This window comes from Flavobacterium sp. KH_035 (genome assembly GCF_057839565.1).
Window position 1 is genome coordinate 1041268 of record NZ_CM174492.1, and the last position, 21318, is coordinate 1062585.

Genomic DNA, 21318 nt, shown 5'->3' on the forward strand with positions numbered 1-21318 from the left:
TGCAAAGATATAAAGACATCAAGAAAAGACTTTAAAACCTATCGGTTTTAATTCTTTGCAACTATGAAAGGCTGTATCTTTGCCACTTTAAACGAAAAATGACAAAAATCAGTATTTTAGGATGTGGCTGGCTGGGATTACCTCTAGCCAAAAAGCTAATTGAAAAAGGGCATTCGGTAAGCGGATCAACGACTTCTGAAAATAAACTTCCTGTTTTAGAAGTTTCAGGAATAAAGGCTTTCCTGGTTGCGCTTGAAAGCGAAAGTGTCTCAAATAGTATAACTAATTTCTTAGCGGAAAGTGAAATCCTAATTATTGATATTCCACCAAAATTAAGAGAAAAAAGTACCGATCTTCCAACTCCATCCGAGAGGGTATTTGTTCGAAAAATTGAAAACCTGATTCCGTTTATAGAAAAATCAGCCGTAAAAAAAGTGCTCTTTGTAAGTTCAACCGCAGTTTATGGAAATGATAACGGGACTATCACAGAAGAGACTCCTCCGAATCCGGAAACCGAAAGCGGCAAACAATTGCTTCTAGCGGAAGCTTTACTCCAAAAAAACCAAAACTTTACCACCACAATACTGCGTTTTGGCGGTTTGATTGGAGAAGATCGTCATCCGGTAAAATTTCTGGCCGGAAAAGAGAACCTCGAGAACCCCGATGCTCCCGTAAATCTAATTCATCAAAACGACTGTATCAACATCATTGAAGAAATCATAAACCAGTCAAAATGGAAGGAGATTTTTAATGCTGTCGCACCTTTTCACCCTACAAGACAAGAATATTACAGTCAGAAAGCGAGAGAGCAAAATCTTGTTGTACCCAAATTCAGTACACAACAATCAAACATTAAAAAAGTAATTTCAGGCAAAAAAGCCGAAACCAATCTAAATTATCATTTTAGATTAGACGAATACTAGTCAAATTAACCTAGACTTTACTCCTGATAATCCTCATTGCAACAAATCGCTTAAATTTGTCTCTATTGCGTATAGAGTTTACAACAAAACTTTACGAACTTTGCGTAAGCCCTTACCCTTTTACGGTTAAAAACTATGGAAACAGCATATATCAATTCACCATTAGGAATCACCAAAATCGTTGGAGATGATGATGGTATTGCCGTAATCTCAGTTTCAGATGTTGGAACAAATGAGGTTTCTCCAACTATTCCCGACGTTTTACAAGCTGCTGTTTTACAGCTTCAGGAGTATTTTGAGGGTAGAAGAACCGATTTCGATTTAAAACTAAATCCAAAAGGAACCGACTTCCAGCAAAAAGTATGGAAATCACTGTTGGAAATTCCATTCGGAAAAACCGTCAGCTACATGGATCAGACCAAGAAACTGGGTGATGTAAAAGCGATTCGTGCTGTTGCATCCGCAAATGGCAAAAATCCGTTGTGGATTGTGGTTCCTTGTCACCGTGTTATTGGCACCAATGGTTCTTTAACAGGTTATGCAGGCGGTTTGTCGCGCAAGAAATGGCTGCTTGAACATGAAAATCCCAGTACACAGCAAAGTTTGTTTTAGTCACTTTTCGATAAACTTAAATGGATGTCACTTTATTTTTGATAAGTCGTATTTCAACGAAAATGAATCACAAAAAAAAGCAGCATCACAGCTTTATAACCATAAGCTATTTCTTATTTTTAAAATCATTTATGTACTTTTATAAATCTAAATGCCTAAAAATCTAAGACGTCACAATAATGATTGAAAAAATAAATCTTAACAATATCCTTTTCCTCGATATCGAAACCGTACCCGAAGAAGAGAATTTCAATTCGCTTGACGCAGAAATGCAATCCCTTTGGGACCATAAGACTCAATACCAGCGCAAAGAAGAGTTTACTCCCGAGGAGTTTTATGAGCGCGCGGGAATCTGGGCTGAATTTGGCAAGATTGTCTGTATTTCGGTTGGTTATTTTACCATCAAAGGAGATATCAGAAATTTTAGAGTAACTTCTTTCTTTGGAGACGAAAAGAAAATCCTACGCGATTTCAACAACCTGATTAACAATCATTTCAACAAACCACAACACCTATTATGCGGACACAATGCCAAAGAATTTGACATTCCGTTTATTGCACGACGTATGATCATCAACCAAATTGCAATTCCGGATAAACTCAATTTATTTGGAAAAAAACCTTGGGAAATACCACATTTAGATACTTTGGAATTATGGAAGTTTGGTGATTACAAACATTTTACTTCCTTAAAACTGCTGACCAAAATCCTGGGAGTTCCTTCTCCAAAAGGCGATATCGACGGCAGTCAGGTAGCACATGTTTTTTATGTAGAGAAAGACATCGACCGCATTGTAACCTATTGTGAAAAAGACACCATTGCTGTAGCTCAAATTTTCCTGCGTTTGCGCCGGGAAGATTTATTAATTGACGACGAAATTATTCATGTGTAATTCTTCTCTAAATGACGTATTCAAAAATAGCTCAACTTCGACTTATTTCTCAAAAACTTCATAAGACGGTTGATAGCTCACCAAAAGAAATTGTAAAGCACTTAGGCGCGATGCAGGCTCAGGACTATGCGATGGCAAAATGGGCAGTTGGCTCCCGTTGCAATGCTTCAGAAAAAGAAATCGAAAAAGCCGTTAATTCAGCACAAATTATCCGAACTCATATCTTGCGACCAACCTGGCATTTTGTTGCTGCCGATGATATTTATTGGATGCTGGACGTTTCCGGACCACAAGTTAAACGTATTGTAGCTTCCTACGTTAAAAAATTTGGCTACGACGTCAAAAAATTGGGTCAGATTAATGCCGCTATCGAAAAAATACTGGCAGGAAACAATCATCTGACACGTGAAGAAATCATGCAGGAACTTAATATCACTAAGACTTCTGGCCACGATCATTTATCCGGCCCTATTATGATGTATGCTGAGCTTGATGGTTTAGTCTGTAACGGAAAAATGAAAGGAAAACAACAGACCTATGCCTTACTCGAAGAAAGAGTTCCAAAACCACAAACCAAACTAACAGAAGAAGAAGGTTTGGCGAAACTAGCGCTTCATTACTTTGAAAGCCATGGCCCCGCTACCTTACTTGATTTTTCCTGGTGGTCGGGTTTCTCTCCTACCAGCTGCAAAAAAATCATTAATGCAATTGAATTGCAATTAAACTCCGTTACCGTTGACAATCAAATCTATTGGTTTAAAAATAACTTCCCTACTGAAGATAACTTCCGCGAAAGCGTACATTTTTTACCTGCATTTGATGAAATTTTAATTTCGTACAAAACCCGTGAAGCTTCCATTTTACCCGAACATCAGTCGAAAGCTTTTACAAACAATGGTATTTTCAAACCCATAATTATGGAGAACAGTAAAGTTATCGGGACTTGGAAACGTACCATTAAAAAAGAACACACCAAAATAGAAACCCAATTTTTTAATGAAACTGAAAATCACAAAAAAGCAGTGTTGTTTGAAGGTATAAAATCTTTTGAAAATTATTTGGGAACCAAAATTCTAATCGAATAATTCCAATTTTCACAAAACCGATTCTGTTTCTATCAAATACTTATCGTTTCCTCTTTAAAATCTTTGCGCGTTTTATGGTTAAATAATTACATTTACAAAAAAATATAATTATGGTATTGAGCAGATTTTGGTTAGCTATTTTTGTGTCTTCAATTTTATTTGTGGTAGTGAGCTTGTTTACTGGAAACAGTTACACACTCGATTTTATTTTGAACGGACAAAAGGACGATCCAATTCTGGTATCTGAAAAATATCTGGAACAAATTCCTGCTTTTGTAAGAGACAGCATCGATTTAAAAGAAGATAAAACTATGATTGTAAACAGGGACTTAACAAATCCTGATACCACTTATGTTTACAAAAACAAAACCGTAAAAATTTACAGCGGTGTACAAAAATCAGACGGTTTGTTACCAACCTGCAAAAGTACCCTGATCGACATCATCATTCCGTTAATTGCCTACTTGGCTTTTTTCTGTGGGTTAATGGAGCTTTTAATTATCTCGGGAGCTTCCGAAAAACTAGCCAGATTCCTAAGTCCGATGTTTACCAAAGTATTCCCTACCGTTCCCAAGAATCATCCTTCGATATCGTATATGACCTTAAACTTTGCCGCTAACTTTCTTGGTTTAGATTCTGCTGCCACTCCATTTGGACTGAAAGCAATGGAGAGTTTACAGGAGCTGAATGTCGAAAAAGACAAAGCAAGTGATGCCCAAATCATGTTTATGTGTCTACATGCTTCGGGTTTAACCCTAATTCCGACTTCAATTATAGGATATCGTGCCGCAGCAAATGCAGCTAATCCGGCAGATGTTATGCTTCCTTGTATCATCACTTCGTTAATTGGAACCATTGCAGCATTCCTAATTGTTGGAATCAGACAAAAAATAAACTTCAAAAGCGCTTCATTAGTACTCGCCTTAATGGCCATTATTGCCGCCATTATAGGACTATTGTTCTACGTAAATCATTTAGATTTAATCGGAAAAAACTATTTCACTTCGAATCTTTCGGGATTGATGCTAGTTGGTATTATTGGTATCACATTGATTTTCTCCTTCATTCACGAGAAAAAATTCACAGCACAGGACACTACAATGTTTGATACATTCGTTGTTGGCGCAAACAATGGTCTGAAAACCGGAGTTAAAATTTTCCCTTATGTTCTTGGAATGCTGGTTGCCATCTCTCTTTTTAGAAATAGCGGACTGTTTGAAATTATTAGTAACGGAATCGGTTTTATCTTTAGCAGCATTGGAGTAAGTTCTGAAATCATAAATGCATTGCCAGTTGCATTACTTAGACCTTTCAGTTCAGGAGGCTCCAGAGGCTTTTTACTGGATTCGATGAGCACCTTCGGAGCAGATTCACTAACAGGTCGTTTAAGTAGTATTTTCCAATGTAGTGCCGAAACTACATTTTACGTGATTGCCGTTTACTTTGGATCGGTAAACATTAAAAACACCCGATATGCGCTTACGACAATGTTATTGGTTGATTTTATTTGTGTGATTGCCGCGATTTTTGTAGCCAGCTGGTTTTTTTAATCTTTTAAAAATAAGCTTATTTCTCACAAAAAAAATTTAACTGTAAGAATATTTTGTATTTTAGTATTCTATTTAATGCAAAAGATACAAAGTGGCAAACACCTATCATCAAATTTATATTCAGACCGTTTTCGCTGTCAAATATAGAAACGCACTTATCAATAAGGAATGGAAATCCACATTGCTGAGCATTCTAGGCAATCTGATAAACGAAACAGGCTGCAAAACCATACTGGTAAATGGTACCGAAGATCATATTCACTGCTTTCTAGCCTTAAAACCTAACATTGCGGTTTCTGAATTAATGAAAACCATAAAGGCTAAATCATCGAAATATGTAAATGATCATAAGCTTACAAAAACCAGATTTGAGTGGCAGGTAGGTTATGGTGCCTTTTCATACAGCCGCTCCCACGTTGATGCCGTTTATAAATACATCCAAAATCAGGAAGAACACCATAAAAAACAATCGTTCAAAGATGAGTTTTTAGAGTTTTTAGAGAAATTCAAGGTCCCTTTTGATGAAAAATATCTTTTTGATGATTTGATATGAACCGATCCGATGGATCTTTGAATTTATTATCCCAATATTTTAAAACGAATTGGAAATACCGTTATAAATATTGGTCGATCCGATGGATCTCTAAATGTGTTATGCAATATTCGCAAACCGGATTGAAATCCGGCTCTACAAAAATGGTCGAGCCCAAGGCTCTTTATTTGGATATGTAAATATTCAAAAACGCATTGAAATTCAGCTCTACGATATTAATTGGGTCACAAACTCCTATTTCAACAATTGTAAAATTCCATAGGAATGGCTTATTTTATAGCAACGGATTTTAATCCGTTGACAAATAAAACGACCATCACATAAAAAAGTTCCAGAGGAACGAAAGATATTAGTCGAGTCAAAGACGTCTTTAGATTTAATTAAAACCGAATGAATTAAGCCCTACCATAATTAATTAAACCACAAACACCTATTTCAACAATTGTAAAATTCCGTAGGAATGGCTTATTTTGTAGCAACGGATTTTAATCCGTTGACAAATAAAACGACCATCACATAAAAAAGTTCCAGAGGAACGAAACATATTACAAGTTTATTCTCTGAACAAAACCCAAAGCAACAACAAACCATGAAGCCACAATACCTTTTTCTTTTATCGCTTTTAATCGCCTGTCAAAAACCAAAACCCGTTTCTCAGATTCAAACTGACAAAACGAATTCAGAAAAAAAATCAGGTCTTCTTGTTTCTAAAGAAAACTTCTTGAAAACAGATACCATATTGGTTTATACCAATGGTGAAACTTCAAAAGATCATTATATACTAGCGCATTTGTTAGATCGAAAAATGGATAAGGACAGTGTTGTAACGGGAAAATACCGACTTGATTTTTATTTTAATAAAACAAAAACTGCCGATACAAAGCTTAATATTAAAGGAATTGAGGAAGGATCCGAATGGAGTGTTATTTACGGACTGGGTCAGGAAAGCATCCAAAATTCTCCTTTTATACAAATTCATTTTGGATATCCAGCCTGTGGTTATACGCAAAATAACTATTTGTACTACTTAAAAAACAACAGTCTACAATTGGTTCATGAATGGTACAGCATGTCTGACAGTGGATGGGGCAGCTGGGTTGAATTCGGAAATACAGGTGCAAAAAGCAATCCTGAATCGTTCTATTGCAAAACAGTTTCTTTTGAACCGGATGATAATGATGAGAATATGGGAACCGTTACCCACTCTGACTCAACCGTTTTTCGCTTAAGCGGAAATCATTGGAAGAAGCAGTTACTTTCGGTAAAAGACAAGAATTATTTTGAGAAAAAAATGAGTTTTGATGATTTCCACAATCAAAAGTAAAGGAGTAAAAACAAGGCTTATTCAAATTCTTTCTTAGGTAAATAATTTCTAACTTTGTAAAAAACAAAGCAATGATTGATTTTATATACCAGGACCCTTATCCTATTTTAAAAGATGATACACAATACCGCAAAATCACCTCTGATTTTGTAAAAGTAGAGCAATTTGGACAACGTGAAGTTTTAACCGTTGACCCAAAAGGATTAGAATTATTGGCTGAAGAAGCCCTTACAGATGTTTCGTTCATGTTGCGAACCACACATTTGCAAAAACTAAGAAACATTCTTGACGATCCCGAAGCGACAGATAATGACCGTTTTGTAGCTTACAATTTGTTACAAAATGCATCGGTTGCTGCCGAAGGTCAGTTACCAAGTTGTCAGGATACAGGAACGGCTATCGTAATGGCTAAAAAAGGAGAAAGCATCTTTACTGGTGTTGATGATGCTGAATGGTTGAGTAGAGGAATTTTCAATACGTACCAAAAACGCAACCTGCGTTATTCTCAAATAGTACCGATTTCGATGTTTGAAGAAAAGAATTCAGGTTCGAATCTTCCTGCTCAAATTGACATCTACGCCAAAAAAGGAACTTCTTACGAGTTTTTATTCATGGCAAAAGGCGGTGGATCTGCTAATAAAACCTATTTATACCAACAAACGAAATCTTTACTGAATGATAAATCCATGGACGCTTTCATTCGTGCAAAGATTAAAGATTTAGGAACATCGGCTTGCCCTCCGTACCACTTGGCTTTAGTAATTGGAGGAACTTCTGCGGAAGCGAATCTAAGTGCTGTTAAAAAAGCATCTGCCGGTTATTATGATAATCTGCCTACTTCTGGAAACATGGCTGGTCAGGCATTCCGTGATTTAGAATGGGAACAGCGTGTTCAAAAAATCTGTCAGGAGAGCGCTATTGGTGCTCAGTTTGGCGGAAAATATTTCACACATGATGTTCGTGTAATCCGTTTGCCGCGTCACGCTGCTTCCTGCCCGGTTGGATTAGGAGTTTCTTGTTCAGCAGACAGAAATATTAAAGGAAAAATCACAAAAGACGGAATTTTCGTAGAGCAATTAGAAGTAAACCCGAAACAATTTTTACCGGAAACAGCACCACACCTAGAAGCGCCTGTTGAAATTGATCTGGATATGCCAATGGCTGATATTTTAGCTAAGCTGACACAATATCCAATTAAAACGCGTTTAAAACTAAACGGAACTGTGATTGTAGCCCGTGATATTGCACACGCAAAAATCATGGAATTACTGGAAGCAGGTAAACCAATGCCGGAATACTTTAAAAATAATCCGGTTTATTATGCAGGTCCTGCAAAAACTCCGGAAGGAATGGCTTCAGGAAGTTTTGGACCAACAACTGCAGGACGTATGGACGTTTATGTAGATGAATTTCAAAAACATGGAGGCAGCATGATCATGTTAGCCAAAGGAAACCGCACCAAACAAGTGACAGATGCCTGTCAAAAATATGGTGGATTCTATTTGGGGTCTATTGGTGGTCCTGCCGCTATTCTGGCTCAGGATAACATTCTAAAAGTTGAAGTGGTAGATTTTGAAGAATTAGGAATGGAAGCGGTTCGTAAAATCACCGTTAAAGATTTCCCGGCTTTTATTATTACTGATGATAAAGGAAATGACTTCTTTGAAAATCTTTAAAATGAGGATCTAAGGTGCTGAGGCACTAAGGTTCTAAGTTTCCTTACACAATAAAAAACCGCCCGAAGGCGGTTTTTATTTTTTACTAAGTACTAGCTCCTTTGTTCCTTTGAACCTCAGCACCTTAGTCCCTTAGAACCTTAGTCCAAATCTTCACTTTCAAAAGCAATGAAATGTGACAATTGCCCCTTTACATTAAAAACAGGACTTGCATTAATTTTACACTTATAGGTACGACCGTCTTTTCTATAGTTTTCTATCGTTTTCTCAAAAGGAATTTGCTTCTGGATGGCCTCTTTTATTTCTTTAAGAACAGCCTTAGAAGAAGCGGGTCCCTGAAACATCTTGGGCGTTTTACCCAAAACTTCTTCCTCCTTGTAACCTGTCATTCTCCTAATTCCGTTTGAAGCAAAAATGATCTTCAGGTCTAAATCAGTAACGACAACAACTTCTTTCTTAATTCGTTCTTCGATTTCCAAATTATTAGTATCCCAGGTAAACTGACTCGAAATTTTATTAACTTTCTTTACATCTGCAAGAATAGCCTTTAATTCTTTCAAATGTTCACAATGAAAATCCCACGCCATAATAGGGACTGAATTACGATGAGAAACTTCTTCTGATTTATTAGTTTTCATTGCGAATGATTCAATATTAATGTACTCTTCCTCTCAAAGGTAGAGAGAAAATTCCTCACAAAAGAACAAATTGTATAATTTAATTATTCTTTAATGTAATTAAAAGGAAAATTTAAGTTGGACAACTACAGCCTTCTTTTCTTCGGTATTTAAATTGTTCAGCGAAATACCCAATAATCGAACCGAATCTTTCATTCGTTCCTGATACAAAAGCTCCTCAACCGTCTCTAAAATCAAACTTTTATCCGAAATGAAGTATGGCAGTGTTTTACTTCTGGTTTGTTGCGTAAAATCGCTGTATTTGATTTTAAGCGTTACAGTCTTACCGGATATATTATATTTTTTTAATCGCTTCTCTAAAGATGTCGCAATCTTTTCGAGCTGTTCCAACATAAAAATTTCGGACGATAAATTAACATCAAAGGTGTGCTCCGCAGCAACTGATTTAGTGACACGATACGCTTTTACCTCACTGTTATGAATTCCCCGAACCACATTGTAATAAAAGGTTCCCGATTTTCCAAAATGTTTCTCCAGAAACTCAATCTCTTTGCTTTTAAGATCTGCTCCTGTAAAAATACCCAGTTGGTACATTTTCTCTGTTGTCACTTTTCCAACACCATAGAATTTCCGAATAGGGAGTTCTTCCAAAAAACTTAAAACCTCATCGGGATTAACCGTTTTTTGTCCGTTTGGTTTGTTGACATCTGATGCAATCTTAGCGACAAATTTATTCACCGAAATTCCTGCCGAAGCTGTGAGTCCAACCTCATTCAAAATCCGTAGTCTGATTTCCTGTGCAAGCAGACTTGCACTTGGATTGCCTTTTTTATTTTGCGTTACATCAAGGTAAGCTTCATCAAGCGAGAGAGGCTCAACCAGATCGGTATAATCATGAAATATTTTATGAATTTTACTTGAAATCTCTTTATAGCGGTCAAAACGAGGACGGACAAAGATAATTTCCGGACAATATTTTTTGGCCAAAACTCCGCTTATCGCACTTCGCACGCCAAATTTTCTGGCTTCATAACTTGCCGCCGAAACGACACCTCTATTCTCTGATCCGCCAACAGCAACCGGTTTTCCACGTAAAGCCGGATTATCCATCTGCTCTACCGAAGCATAAAACGCATCCATGTCGATATGAATGATTTTTCGATATGTAGGGGTTTCGGACATGCTACAAATTTAAATAGGAAAGAGACACAAAGAGTCGAAAATAATCATAAAAAAAACGCTCAAACCACTTCTAAAGTTCATTTTACATTTACATCTGTCCAAGTGATCGTCTGCTATATGACGGCTCAAGCCATCCTCTTTACAAATGATCTCCATTAAAGATTCTCAAGTTAATGGTCTCAAACGAATCATTTTCTTTATTTTTGTGATTCTACATTAAAGAATTAAAATGCGAACATTTGTTATAGGCGACATACACGGCGGTTTACTCGCACTTGAACAAGTGATGAAAAGAGCCCAAGTTACCACACAAGATACTCTTATATTTTTAGGCGATTATGTTGACGGATGGAGCCAATCTCCTCAAGTAATTGAATATTTAATGGACTTAAAGAACAAACAAAACTGTATTTGTATTAGAGGAAATCATGATGAACTTCTTTTGTCCTGGTTTAAAAACAAAACAGAAGATGTTGATGAAACCTTATGGTTCAAACACGGCGGAGAAGCAACTGTTCTGGCTTACGAAAAATTAAGCCCGGAAAAGAAACAGATTCATATTGCTTTTCTGGAATCCTTGGAAGATTATTACCTTGACGATCAAAACAGGCTATTTGTTCATGCAGGCTTTACCAATCTCAACGGGGTAAAATATGAATTTTTTCCAAAATTATTCTATTGGGACAGAACTCTTTGGGAAATGGCACTGTCCATAGATCCTAATTTAAAAAGCGATCACCCACTTTATCCTAAACGTTTTACTTTGTATAAGGAAATCTATATTGGGCATACTCCGGTCACCCGAATTGGCGAAATAATACCGGTTCAAAAAGCAAATGTATGGAACGTCGATACCGGTGCTGCTTTTAAAGGTCCACTGACCATTTTGAATGTTGACACCAAAGAATTCTGGCAAAGCGAACCCTTAAACGAATTGTATTCTTCGGAAAAAGGCAGGAATTAATCCCTAAAAAAGCTATTTTTGCACTTTAAAAATAATTAAAATTTATATTTATGAAAAAGGTAATTACACTTTTGTTTTTAGTATCATTTGGATTCACGCAAGCACAACAGGCTTTTAAAGGAAAAGGAGATATTAGAGTAAATGTTGGTGCTAACATACAAGATGGTGGTTCCGGAATTCAGGGTTCAGTAGATTTTGGTCTTGGAGAAAACTTCTCTTTTGGCTTTGTAGCAAACTATTTATTAGGAGTAGATAATTTTAATGGTTTCTATCACAACAATCCAACTCCATATACCGATTTAAAACCGGATTTTAGCGACCGTTTTGATGCTAAAGCCAGAATTAATGCTAATTTGAGCAGTGTTATCGGTGTTGACCAATTGGATATTTACCCAGGTTTAAGTTTAGGACTTCATAACTTTGGAGGTCATGTTGGTGGTCGTTATTTCTTTACTGACGGATTTGGTGTTTTCACCGAAATTGGATTTCCTATCGCAAAATACGGAAGCAATAATGATGTATTTGATCATTTAAACAATCAGGTAACTTTTAGTTTAGGAGCTTCATTCAACTTGCAATAAGCCCTGAATATATTGAGTTCCAGATTTTACAGAAAGCTTACAGCTGATTACTATTTCTTACGAAATTCCCGGACAGCAAAATTTATAAAGTTAAAAACCGCCTAAGTTGGCGGTTTTTTTATTTGATCCTTATTTACTTAGCAGAATATTCCAATTTTCTCCGCTATAGACTTTATACTTTTCTGAGAAATTTCCTTGATTGACCGCCAATGAAAAATTTAAAAGACTATTAAAATAACAAACATCTGCGCCAATTGCGGCTTCCCCAAATGTATTTACTAACTTAAGTTTTCCTTCATATACTTTTTTAGCTCCATTAAAAACCTGAACCTTCACCATGTCTCCTGCTTTCAGATCTAAATTCGAGGCTGTTTTTTTATCGATATTCGTCCATACATTTCCATATTGAATATCTAAAACCGGAATACCTCCTTTGATGATTCCTTTTTCAAAAATTGATTTCTGGTAATCAATTTTAACAACTTCGTTGGGTAATTTAGGCCCTACTTCTTCAAAAGTAATGGTTTTAGAAGCTAAACGTGCTCCCGTAAAAGCATACACATCACGACCATGAAACGTATAAGATTCGTTTGAATTCTGACGACGGTTTTTTTCCTCATCGATTTCACGAATTTCCTCAATCCCTAATTGTTCTGCAATTAAAGTCAGTGTTCCGTTATCCGGAGTCACAAAATAATGTCCCGACTTTGTCAACAAAACCACAGAATGTCTTGCGGTTCCTACTCCCGGATCACAAACAGATACGAATACGGTTCCTATGGGATAATATTGTGCGGTTTGCGACAAGCGATAAGCGGCCTCCCAAATATTATATGCCGGAATTTCGTGAGTTAAATCAAATATCTTTAAATCTGTCGAAACTCCCATTGCCACGCCTTTCATGGCAGATACAGCTCCGTCTTTCAATCCAAAATCTGATTGAAAAACTAATACATTATTCTGTGAAAAGCTCTTAAAAGCAATCACACACAAAAGAAGCAATACGCGTAATTTCATTTTTATCTTTTTAGATTATTGGATAAACAAACTTACGAAAACCAGTTTAAGCATAACATTCAGAAATTAGACTTATAGCATCCATAAAAAAGCCCCGCAAAATTGCGGGGCTTTCAAACTTAAAATTACAATTTTTTATTTCTTAGCGAATTTCTTAACGATTCGTTTATTTCCGTTATTTAATTCGATTATGTAAAGTCCCGTTTTTAAAGTTCTTACATCAATTGGATTCGCAGAAAGCTCCCCAGTGCTAACTTGTTGCCCCAATGTATTTGTAATTCTAAACGTATATCCTGTATTGTCTGTTAATGAAACATTTAATTCATCGACAACCGGGTTTGGATACAATGCGAATCTTGAAGTTTCGTTAGTTTCAAGTAATCCGGCAGCAATTTCCTGGTTTACAATAGCCCCAGAAGCAGTGATATTGATCGAATAATCTTCTACCTGTCCATAAGAAAACGTCTCACAAGAAGTTGGTATTCCGTTATATTTCATGGAAACTCTCAGTCTTGTCGTTCCAAGTGTTGCAGTTGCTGGAATTGTAATTGTTCCTGTTGCTGTAGCTGCTGTAGATGTAGCTTTGGTCCACACGGTTTCGCCTGCATCTGCAAAATCACCATCCTGATTATAATCGATAAAAACAGCATATCCTTCGCTGTAAACAGTAGAAGTCCAGGTTGGAGTGATTGTTATCGTATAAGCAGTTCCTCTTGAAGCATTTGTAGAAATAGCCGTATAGTTTTCATAACCTGCCGTTCCGGTTGAAGTGTTATTGATTGTTCCGAATACCACTTTACCAATTCGCTCATCTGCAGTATTACTTCCCTGAGAAGTACAATACGATACAGTTGCTGCAGTAGTGGTAACATTTACGACATTACTTGCTGCTGAAACATTTCCTGCCGCATCTTTGGCTTTTACACTAAAGCTATACGCTGTAAGTGCTGTTAAACCTGTTACCGTATAACTTGTTGTAGTAGAAGAACCTTTCAGTGTTGTTCCCTGGTAGATATCATATCCTGTAACGGCAACATTATCTGTTGAAGCTGTCCATGTCAGATTAGTTGTTGAACCAGTTGTACCTGAAGCCGCAAGACTTGTTGGAGCTGTTGGCGCAGCAATATCCGTAGATCCTGTATAAGCAGCACCAATTCCTACTGCATAAAATGCATTAGTTGTAGCGATAACTTCTGCCGAACCAGCACCATACAAATCAATAGCTGATTGTATCCCTGAAGTTCTTGCATTAGCGTAAGTCGAATTTGCAGTCAAATACACGCTTTCTAGACGATATGCAATTTTTGCCGCTTTATCAATTGTGATACCTGTTACATTATAGGCGCTTCCAATATCATTTGTCCCTGTTTTACCAACAGACAAAATATAAAACCAGTGATTCAACACCCCTGAATTGGTATGAACACCACAATAATCATTACTGCTTGTTGGTGTACAATTTGGATTAATCCAATACGTTCCACCATAAGTGTCCGGTTGACCTTCTGAATTTGGATCACTCATAGAGCGTAAAGCAAGGTGTCCTGATCTTCTTTCGATATCCTCTCCAATTAACCAGATCGATTTTGTTGGTGCTGCTGCATTCTCAATACAAGCTCCCCAAATATCCGAAAACGCTTCATTCATAGCTCCGGATTCTTTTTGATAAGCTAAGTTTGCAGTATAGGTACAAACAGCGTGTCCTATTTCGTGTCCCGCAACATCAATAGCTGTTAAAATATCAAAATAAGTTCCGCTACCGTCCCCGTAAGTCATTACACTACCATTCCAATAGGCATTGTCGTAAGCGTTGCTGTAATGCACATAGCTTTTTATGATGGCACCTGCGTTATCATAGCTATTTCTGCCGTGTACAGTTGACCAGTAATCATATGTTTTTTCAGCTCCCCAATGTGCATCCAGTGCTCCATTATCTTTATTGGTATTGTTAAACTCGGCAGCTGTCCAGTTGTTATCAGCATCTGTAAAATTTACGGCAGCAGTATAACTGGTTCCTTTTTTCATGTTGTAAGTGTTTATTCCTAAACCCCTTGTTGCATCGGCAAGTATATAAGATGCTCCGCTTAAAGTAGTTTGTATCACCTGTGTTCCGCTATAACGTGTCGTCGCATTTGCGGCAACAAAAGCTTTTTTGGAACTAGAATCTTCTTTTTGACTGATTGCTTTTGCTTTAGCGGCTTTTACTTTATTCCCGTGGCTGTATTCGCCAAGATGTTTTATGGTAGCATTAAAAAACAAGACTTTTCCGGTTTCAGCATCGATGTAAAGATCACCACGGCTTACCGGATTGGTGGCATAAATATCAAATTTATAAGCCAATCTCACTTTATCTGACTTTCGGTTTTCACCCTGATCTTCCATTGCCGGCAATAAGACCAATTCGCCTTTTGGCTTTTCATAGTTCATTGCAGCAGCGTCTGCCGGGGTTTCCCATAGATATTGTTTTGCTCCTGTATAGGCGATCGCTCTGTCAAAAGCAGCTTTACTGGATAATTTTGGGGTTGTTTTTACATTTTCGAGAGCATAAAACTCTCCGTTCATCGAAACTAACTTTCCGTCTTTTGAATGTAAGGTGTAGTTGGCAAATTCAACTTTAACACCTTGTTCGTACAACTGGAACTTTTCGTGTGTAAAACCTTCTTTATCAGATTCTACTCTAACTTTCGAAAAAGACTGATTGTCTTTTAGACCCAATTGCTCTCTAAAAACAGTATTGTAATCTGTTCCTCTGTACGTAGATTTATCACTAAAAGTGATTAAGCTTGGTTGCCCATTTTCTGATACATTTTTCTGACTTACCCTTTTGTCTGTGTTTTGGGCAAATCCCGACATTGAAAATGTAAGAATAACAACGGCTGACGCCATAATTCCTGGTAATTTTTTGTTCATAATAATGTGGTGTTTAGTTTGGTTAAATGATTACAAATAAAATATCAAACGTAAGTAAATACTTTATTTTAAGATAAAAGTATTTTATTTCAGTTAGATAATCGATGAAATTTGCCTTTAATCGACCAAATACAACACTTTTTACCTTAAATTCACTTTTATTTAACAAACTGTGATTATTTCACAAAAAATAGCCCTAAAAAATAATTATTCTATTGATTTATAACACATTAAGTAACAAAAGGCAGGAAACACAAGGCTTAGCGCAAAAAACAAACCACCTCCTCCATTCTTAAGTTTTTCCTACAAAAAAAGGCTAGCCCTTTTAAAAGCTAGCCCTCATGCGATTTCATCTTAATTACAGAATTATCTTATATCCATCTCCGGAATTTCTCCTTCAATGATCAAATCAGCCTCGGTTGATGCAATTATATGTTCAACAGAAATACCTGGTGCTCTTTCTAAGAGCTTAAAACCATTTTTGGTTACTTCGAGAACTGCAAGCTCGGTTACTACTTTTTTAACGCAACCTACACCCGTTAAGGGTAAAGTACATTTTTTCAGGATTTTCGACTCGCCTGCTTTGTTTACGTGCATCATGGCAACGATGATGTTTTCGGCAGAAGCAACCAAGTCCATTGCACCGCCCATTCCTTTCACCATTTTACCCGGAATTTTCCAATTCGCAATATCTCCATTTTCAGAAACCTCCATAGCACCCAAAATAGTCAAATCTACCTTTTGGCTTCGGATCATCCCAAAACTAAAAGCCGAATCAAAGAAACTGGCCCCTGGAAGTGTTGTAATGGTTTGTTTTCCGGCATTTATGATATCAGCATCTTCTTCTCCGGCAAAGGGAAAAGGCCCCATTCCAAGGACACCATTTTCACTTTGAAATTCCACTGCAATATCTTCTCTCACATAATTTGCTACAAGAGTTGGAATCCCAATTCCAAGGTTCACAAAATATCTGTCTTTTACTTCCTTTGCAATACGTCTTGCAATATCTTCTTTTGTTAACATATTTTTGAATGTGTCAATTAATCAATTAGTCAATGTGATAATTAGTCAATTAGATAATTACAAGACCATTATAACGTTGTCTCATTTACTAATTATCAGATTATCTCAATTACCTATTTTTTATTTATAAAATAATCCCAGGTTGTTTTTGCTATGTCGGCAATAATTTTTTCTGTATTTTCCTGAGATTCTATAATGTTTGTTAAATAAACCGATAAAACAAAATGTTTCCCATTAGGAAGTTTAACGATCCCCACATCGTTCAGGGCAACCCGTAAATTATCATCGTTAGTCCCGGACATTCCAGTTCTGTGCGCCAACTCCGTATTTTCAGGTAGTCCTGCTTTCATCCAGGTAAGTCCTCTGGAAGTTTCGACCATGATCTGATACAAATACTTTGTTGTGGCTTCCTTTAGAATTTCACCTTTAAAGAATTTTTCAAGTAATACCGTTGTTGCCCATGGGGTTGTGGTATTCAGATAAAGATTCTTCCAGGTCTTCATTTGTTCCTCGTTAACTTTAACAACGAAGTCCTTAATCCCCTGTTTGTTTATGAATTTTTGTACTGCCTTTGTTCCACCCAATAAATCAATCAGAATGTCACATCCGTTATTATCGCTATGCGAAACCGTATAGCGTAACAATTTATCCAACGTTAAACTCCTGTTTCCATCGGGAAAATCTTCCCTCAGTGGACTCCAGGTATCCGGGTGTAAATCTTCTTTTTTAATGAAAATTTCCTGCGTTAACGACAGTTTACCTTCATCCACTTTGTTTAAAACAGCCAAAGCAATATGAAATTTAAACACACTCATCATAGGAACCTTTAGGTTTCCATTTATACTCAAAGTGTCTTTATCTTCAATACTTTTGATAGCAATCCCTACTGTTGCATGCTTATCTGCAATAATCTGGCGTAATTTCTCACGCAGCTCAGTTGTCGTCTGTGCAAAAGCCTGAAACGAAAAGAAAGAAAACAGGAAAATACAAAAAGCTTTGGTCATTTTTTTGAATGTGTCAATTTGAAAATGTGTCAATTTGGAAATCAGACAATTAGACAATATCAAACTTTGCTTAGTCGAAAGTAATTATCTAATTGTCACATTATCTCAATTATCTACTTCTAACAGTGCGTTGCTCGATTCTCTTCTCAAATTTTTCTCCCTGAAAGATGCGCTGTACCATAATTCCCGGAATGTGGATCTGGTTTGGATCTAATGTTCCAACCGGAACTAATTCTTCGACTTCGGCAATGGTTATTTTACCCGCTCCTGCCATACATGCATTAAAATTTCTGGCTGTTCCTTTAAAAATCAGATTTCCGGCCTCGTCACCTTTCCAGGCTTTTACAATGGCGAATTCTGCTTTAAAAGCCTGCTCCATAATGTGCATTTTTTCATTGAATTCACGAACCTCTTTTCCTTCGGCAACTTCAGTTCCGTAACCTGCTGGTGTAAAGAAAGCAGGAATTCCGGCTTGTGCGGCACGACAGCGTTCGGCTAAAGTTCCTTGTGGAGTCAATTCAACTTCCAGTTCTCCTGAAAGCATCTGACGTTCAAACTCAGCGTTTTCTCCCACATAAGAAGAGATCATCTTTTTAACTTGTTTTTTTTGCAAAAGCAATCCCAAACCAAAATCATCCACTCCCGCATTATTCGAAATACAGGTTAAATCTGAAATTGAAGTGTTTACCAAGGCTGCAATTGTATTTTCAGGAATTCCGCATAAACCGAAACCGCCAAACATAATGGTCATTCCGCTTTCAATTCCTTTGATAGCGTCCTGAACGTTATTTACTTTTTTTGTAATCATAACAAACTGTCTTTATTACTGTATATTTTTGATAAAAATAAGATTTTTAGATTGAATTATAACGATTTCGTAAAAAATAAAATGATTGATTTTACCAATTAAAAACAACCTTCTGTTTCGCACAAAAATCTAAGATTTTACTGTTAATCTCCCTTACAATCGGATGCCTTTGAAACCAATTGCATTCTATGAACAAAAAAATCCTTTTATGTTCTTTCTGATTTAGAAGAGCACAAAAGGATTTATTATTTTAAAAAGAACTAAAACTACAGTTCGAATTCGTCTGTATTTTGTTCTGTTTGCGTAGTGTCTTTTACTACTGCCGGTCTGCTATAGCAATCTACTTTTATAGAAAGATTAGCCGGACGTTCAAATTCTGATTTAGAAATTTGAAGTCCTTCGTCAGCATAACAAAGTTTCATAAAGTAACCCCAGATTGGCAGTGCCGCCGTTGCTCCTTGTCCATAAGTCAAACTTTTGAAACGTGCCGAACGATCTTCACAACCTACCCAAACTCCGGTTACAAGATTTGGTACCATTCCCATAAACCAACCATCAGACTGGTTTTGAGTCGTTCCTGTTTTACCTGCAATTGGATTTTTGAACATGTATGGATATCCTGTCCAACGGTTATCACCGCTTCCACCACCCTGTGTACGTAAACGCGCACCTGAACCGGTTTCCGTAACTCCTTCCAACAATTTGATTACTGCAAAGGCAATATCTTTATTTAAAACGTCGTGTGATTCCGGAATTGGCTCATAGATCACCTCTCCGCTTTTGTTTTCAATACGGCTTAAAAATTGTGGCTTTACATATACACCCTGATTGGCAAATGTGCTATACGCAGCAACCATATCTTCCACTGTAATGTCTACAGCACCAAGTGCGATAGATGGCTGAGCTGGGATTTCAGTTTTAACTCCTAACTTATGAGTTAATTCTACTACAGCTTCAGGACCTGTTCTGTCGATTAATTTAGCCGATACTGTATTAATCGAATTGGCAAGACCTTGTTTCAAAGTTACCATTCCACGATATCTGTTATCAGAGTTTCTTGGCTCCCAGTCGGCAGTAACATTGTGACGCCCTTTGTGAATCATAAAAGGTCCATCAAGAATAGAATCACAAGGCGACATGTTCAGTTGCTCAATAGCAGTTGCATAAACGAATGGTTTAAAGGTAGACCCTACCTGTCTTGCTCCCTGTCCAACGTGATCATACTGAAAATATTTATAATTAATTCCTCCTACCCATGCTTTAATGTTTCCGGTTTGAGGCTCCATCGCCATTAAACCAGATTGCAGAAAGTGTTTGAAATAACGGATAGAATCAAGTGGCGTCATCACGGTATCGCGTTCTCCTTTCCAGGTAAACACACGCATTTTTGTTTTTACTTTGAATGAAGCAATGATATCCTCTTCGCTTTTATCCATATCTTTCATGATGGCCCAACGAGTCGAATTTTTCATTGCCTGCATTATGATTCGATCTGTTTCTGCTTGCGTAATATTTACAAACGGCGCATTTTTATTGGTTTTCATTTCAATAAAAAATTGTTGTTGCAGATTTTTCATGTGCTCAGAAACGGCTTCCTCAGCATGCAGCTGCATTCTTGAATCGATGGTGGTATAAATTTTCAAACCATCCTTGTAGATATCGTAATCAGAACCGTCCGGTTTTTTATTCTCCGCAACCCATTTTTTCATGTAATCACGAAGGTATTCTCTGAAATAAGTAGCTGTTCCTTCACGGTGACTTTCCAATTTGAATTTTAAAGCAATTGGAAGAGCCTGTAATCTTAATTTCTCTGGAGTTGTAATCATTTTTGCTTTTTCCATTTGAGAAAGCACTACGTTACGACGGTTTTTTACACCTTCCGGATTACGAACAGGGTTATATAATCCAGAGTTTTTGAACATTCCGACTAAAATAGCCGATTCGTCCATAGTTAGATCTTTAGGATCTTTAGAGAAATAGGTTTGTGCTGCCGAACTTACTCCAACAGAGTAATTCCCGAAGTCATACACATTACAATACATTGCCAAAATTTCATTTTTGGTATATTGTCGTTCCAGACGAATGGCAATAATCCATTCTTTTATTTTTTGTACAATTCTAAATGGAAGAAATTTAGACCCTTCTCCATGAAATAACTGCTTGGCCAGCTGCTGTGTTAGTGTACTCGCTCCACCGTTGGTTCCTAAACTAAAAACGGCTCTTAAAGTTCCACGTCCGTCAATTCCGGAATGCTCATAAAAACGAGCATCTTCGGTGGCAACCAAAGCTTCTACAAGACTTTTTGGCAAATCTGAGTATTTAAGCTGAGATCTATTGGTTTTGAAATACTTACCAATAACCACTCCGTCAGACGAAATGATTTCGGTGGCTAAATTGGAATCCGGATTCTCCAGATCTTCAAAGGAAGGCATTGAACCAAATAAGCCCCATGAGGCAAATAAAAAGAAGGCAAGAACACCTAATAAACTATAGGCAAAAATTCTCCAGAACTTCTTTTTGTAATAATTAATATCTTTAACGCTATTGGATTGATTGTTTTTCTTAGCAGCCATAA

18 protein-coding genes are annotated in these 21318 nt (G+C 37.0%); 10 read left to right on the forward strand and 8 right to left on the reverse strand.

Going from position 1 to position 21318, the window contains the following annotated elements:
- Positions 1-98: 98 nt before the first annotated feature.
- The 8 genes from AC3IS6_RS04605 to AC3IS6_RS04640 all read left to right on the forward strand — a co-directional run bounded on the left by AC3IS6_RS04605 (position 99) and on the right by AC3IS6_RS04640 (position 8616).
- Positions 99-923 carry an NAD(P)H-binding protein gene (locus AC3IS6_RS04605; RefSeq protein ID WP_489163879.1) on the forward strand — a complete coding sequence of 275 codons (825 nt, stop codon included), beginning with the start codon at positions 99-101 and terminating at the stop codon, positions 921-923.
- A gap of 135 nt (positions 924-1058) precedes the next feature.
- The gene (locus AC3IS6_RS04610; protein ID WP_173964434.1) at positions 1059-1535 is read left to right on the forward strand and encodes a methylated-DNA--[protein]-cysteine S-methyltransferase; all 477 of its coding nucleotides are present in this window, start codon (positions 1059-1061) and stop codon (positions 1533-1535) included.
- 179 nt (positions 1536-1714) lie between these two features.
- Entirely contained in the window at positions 1715-2428 is a 714-nt protein-coding gene (locus tag AC3IS6_RS04615; RefSeq protein ID WP_281922879.1) for a 3'-5' exonuclease, read from the forward strand.
- A gap of 11 nt (positions 2429-2439) precedes the next feature.
- Positions 2440-3513: a winged helix DNA-binding domain-containing protein gene (locus tag AC3IS6_RS04620; RefSeq protein ID WP_489163880.1), complete on the forward strand. Its 1074-nt coding sequence runs from the start codon at positions 2440-2442 to the stop codon at positions 3511-3513.
- A gap of 110 nt (positions 3514-3623) precedes the next feature.
- Complete coding sequence (locus AC3IS6_RS04625) at positions 3624-5063, forward strand: nucleoside recognition domain-containing protein (RefSeq protein ID WP_264525722.1); 1440 nt, start codon at positions 3624-3626, stop codon at positions 5061-5063.
- Positions 5064-5154: 91 nt separating this feature from the next.
- A complete protein-coding gene (gene tnpA, locus AC3IS6_RS04630) occupies positions 5155-5616 on the forward strand; it encodes an IS200/IS605 family transposase (RefSeq protein ID WP_489163881.1) in 462 nt (153 codons plus the stop codon).
- Positions 5617-6205: 589 nt separating this feature from the next.
- A complete protein-coding gene (locus AC3IS6_RS04635) occupies positions 6206-6940 on the forward strand; it encodes a hypothetical protein (protein WP_489163882.1) in 735 nt (244 codons plus the stop codon).
- Positions 6941-7011: 71 nt separating this feature from the next.
- Positions 7012-8616 carry a fumarate hydratase gene (locus tag AC3IS6_RS04640; RefSeq protein ID WP_489163883.1) on the forward strand — a complete coding sequence of 535 codons (1605 nt, stop codon included), beginning with the start codon at positions 7012-7014 and terminating at the stop codon, positions 8614-8616.
- Between the two features lie 140 nt (positions 8617-8756).
- Here AC3IS6_RS04640 and AC3IS6_RS04645 read toward each other — a convergent pair whose 3' ends face one another.
- Both AC3IS6_RS04645 and dinB read right to left on the reverse strand, forming a co-directional pair.
- Entirely contained in the window at positions 8757-9254 is a 498-nt protein-coding gene (locus AC3IS6_RS04645) for a PAS domain-containing protein (protein ID WP_489163884.1), read from the reverse strand.
- A gap of 99 nt (positions 9255-9353) precedes the next feature.
- Positions 9354-10436 (reverse strand): DNA polymerase IV, encoded by a 1083-nt coding sequence (gene dinB, locus AC3IS6_RS04650; RefSeq protein ID WP_489163885.1) that lies wholly within the window; start codon positions 10434-10436, stop codon positions 9354-9356.
- Between the two features lie 229 nt (positions 10437-10665).
- Here dinB and AC3IS6_RS04655 point away from each other — a divergent pair, with 229 nt between their 5' ends.
- Together AC3IS6_RS04655 and AC3IS6_RS04660 are read left to right on the forward strand one after the other, a co-directional pair.
- Positions 10666-11400 (forward strand): metallophosphoesterase family protein, encoded by a 735-nt coding sequence (locus tag AC3IS6_RS04655; RefSeq protein ID WP_489163886.1) that lies wholly within the window; start codon positions 10666-10668, stop codon positions 11398-11400.
- Positions 11401-11450: 50 nt separating this feature from the next.
- Positions 11451-11981, forward strand: a complete 531-nt coding sequence (locus AC3IS6_RS04660; protein WP_173964444.1) for a DUF6646 family protein — start codon at positions 11451-11453, stop codon at positions 11979-11981.
- A 129-nt stretch (positions 11982-12110) separates the two neighbouring features.
- Here AC3IS6_RS04660 and AC3IS6_RS04665 read toward each other — a convergent pair whose 3' ends face one another.
- From AC3IS6_RS04665 to AC3IS6_RS04690, 6 genes are all read right to left on the reverse strand, one after another.
- Positions 12111-12998 carry an SAM hydrolase/SAM-dependent halogenase family protein gene (locus tag AC3IS6_RS04665; protein ID WP_489163887.1) on the reverse strand — a complete coding sequence of 296 codons (888 nt, stop codon included), beginning with the start codon at positions 12996-12998 and terminating at the stop codon, positions 12111-12113.
- A 135-nt stretch (positions 12999-13133) separates the two neighbouring features.
- The gene (locus AC3IS6_RS04670) at positions 13134-15908 is read right to left on the reverse strand and encodes a M4 family metallopeptidase (protein WP_489163888.1); all 2775 of its coding nucleotides are present in this window, start codon (positions 15906-15908) and stop codon (positions 13134-13136) included.
- Between the two features lie 366 nt (positions 15909-16274).
- A complete protein-coding gene (locus AC3IS6_RS04675; protein ID WP_489163889.1) occupies positions 16275-16931 on the reverse strand; it encodes a CoA transferase subunit B in 657 nt (218 codons plus the stop codon).
- Positions 16932-17044: 113 nt separating this feature from the next.
- Positions 17045-17935, reverse strand: a complete 891-nt coding sequence (gene bla / locus AC3IS6_RS04680) for a class A beta-lactamase, subclass A2 (RefSeq protein WP_489163890.1) — start codon at positions 17933-17935, stop codon at positions 17045-17047.
- Between the two features lie 109 nt (positions 17936-18044).
- A complete protein-coding gene (locus AC3IS6_RS04685) occupies positions 18045-18743 on the reverse strand; it encodes a CoA transferase subunit A (RefSeq protein WP_489163891.1) in 699 nt (232 codons plus the stop codon).
- A 266-nt stretch (positions 18744-19009) separates the two neighbouring features.
- Positions 19010-21316: a penicillin-binding protein 1A gene (locus tag AC3IS6_RS04690; protein WP_489163892.1), complete on the reverse strand. Its 2307-nt coding sequence runs from the start codon at positions 21314-21316 to the stop codon at positions 19010-19012.
- Positions 21317-21318 lie beyond the last annotated feature (2 nt).

Coding starts and splice junctions, on each gene's coding strand:
- AC3IS6_RS04665 (WP_489163887.1), bottom strand. CDS start 12,998: ATGAAATTACGCGTATTGCTTCTTTTGTGTGTGATTGCTTTTAAGAGC.
- AC3IS6_RS04660 (WP_173964444.1), top strand. CDS start 11,451: ATGAAAAAGGTAATTACACTTTTGTTTTTAGTATCATTTGGATTCACG.
- AC3IS6_RS04615 (WP_281922879.1), top strand. CDS start 1,715: ATGATTGAAAAAATAAATCTTAACAATATCCTTTTCCTCGATATCGAA.
- AC3IS6_RS04625 (WP_264525722.1), top strand. CDS start 3,624: ATGGTATTGAGCAGATTTTGGTTAGCTATTTTTGTGTCTTCAATTTTA.
- AC3IS6_RS04605 (WP_489163879.1), top strand. CDS start 99: ATGACAAAAATCAGTATTTTAGGATGTGGCTGGCTGGGATTACCTCTA.
- bla (WP_489163890.1), bottom strand. CDS start 17,935: ATGACCAAAGCTTTTTGTATTTTCCTGTTTTCTTTCTTTTCGTTTCAG.
- dinB (WP_489163885.1), bottom strand. CDS start 10,436: ATGTCCGAAACCCCTACATATCGAAAAATCATTCATATCGACATGGAT.
- AC3IS6_RS04675 (WP_489163889.1), bottom strand. CDS start 16,931: ATGTTAACAAAAGAAGATATTGCAAGACGTATTGCAAAGGAAGTAAAA.
- AC3IS6_RS04685 (WP_489163891.1), bottom strand. CDS start 18,743: ATGATTACAAAAAAAGTAAATAACGTTCAGGACGCTATCAAAGGAATT.
- AC3IS6_RS04670 (WP_489163888.1), bottom strand. CDS start 15,908: ATGAACAAAAAATTACCAGGAATTATGGCGTCAGCCGTTGTTATTCTT.
- AC3IS6_RS04655 (WP_489163886.1), top strand. CDS start 10,666: ATGCGAACATTTGTTATAGGCGACATACACGGCGGTTTACTCGCACTT.
- AC3IS6_RS04620 (WP_489163880.1), top strand. CDS start 2,440: ATGACGTATTCAAAAATAGCTCAACTTCGACTTATTTCTCAAAAACTT.
- AC3IS6_RS04640 (WP_489163883.1), top strand. CDS start 7,012: ATGATTGATTTTATATACCAGGACCCTTATCCTATTTTAAAAGATGAT.
- AC3IS6_RS04610 (WP_173964434.1), top strand. CDS start 1,059: ATGGAAACAGCATATATCAATTCACCATTAGGAATCACCAAAATCGTT.
- AC3IS6_RS04645 (WP_489163884.1), bottom strand. CDS start 9,254: ATGAAAACTAATAAATCAGAAGAAGTTTCTCATCGTAATTCAGTCCCT.
- AC3IS6_RS04690 (WP_489163892.1), bottom strand. CDS start 21,316: ATGGCTGCTAAGAAAAACAATCAATCCAATAGCGTTAAAGATATTAAT.
- AC3IS6_RS04635 (WP_489163882.1), top strand. CDS start 6,206: ATGAAGCCACAATACCTTTTTCTTTTATCGCTTTTAATCGCCTGTCAA.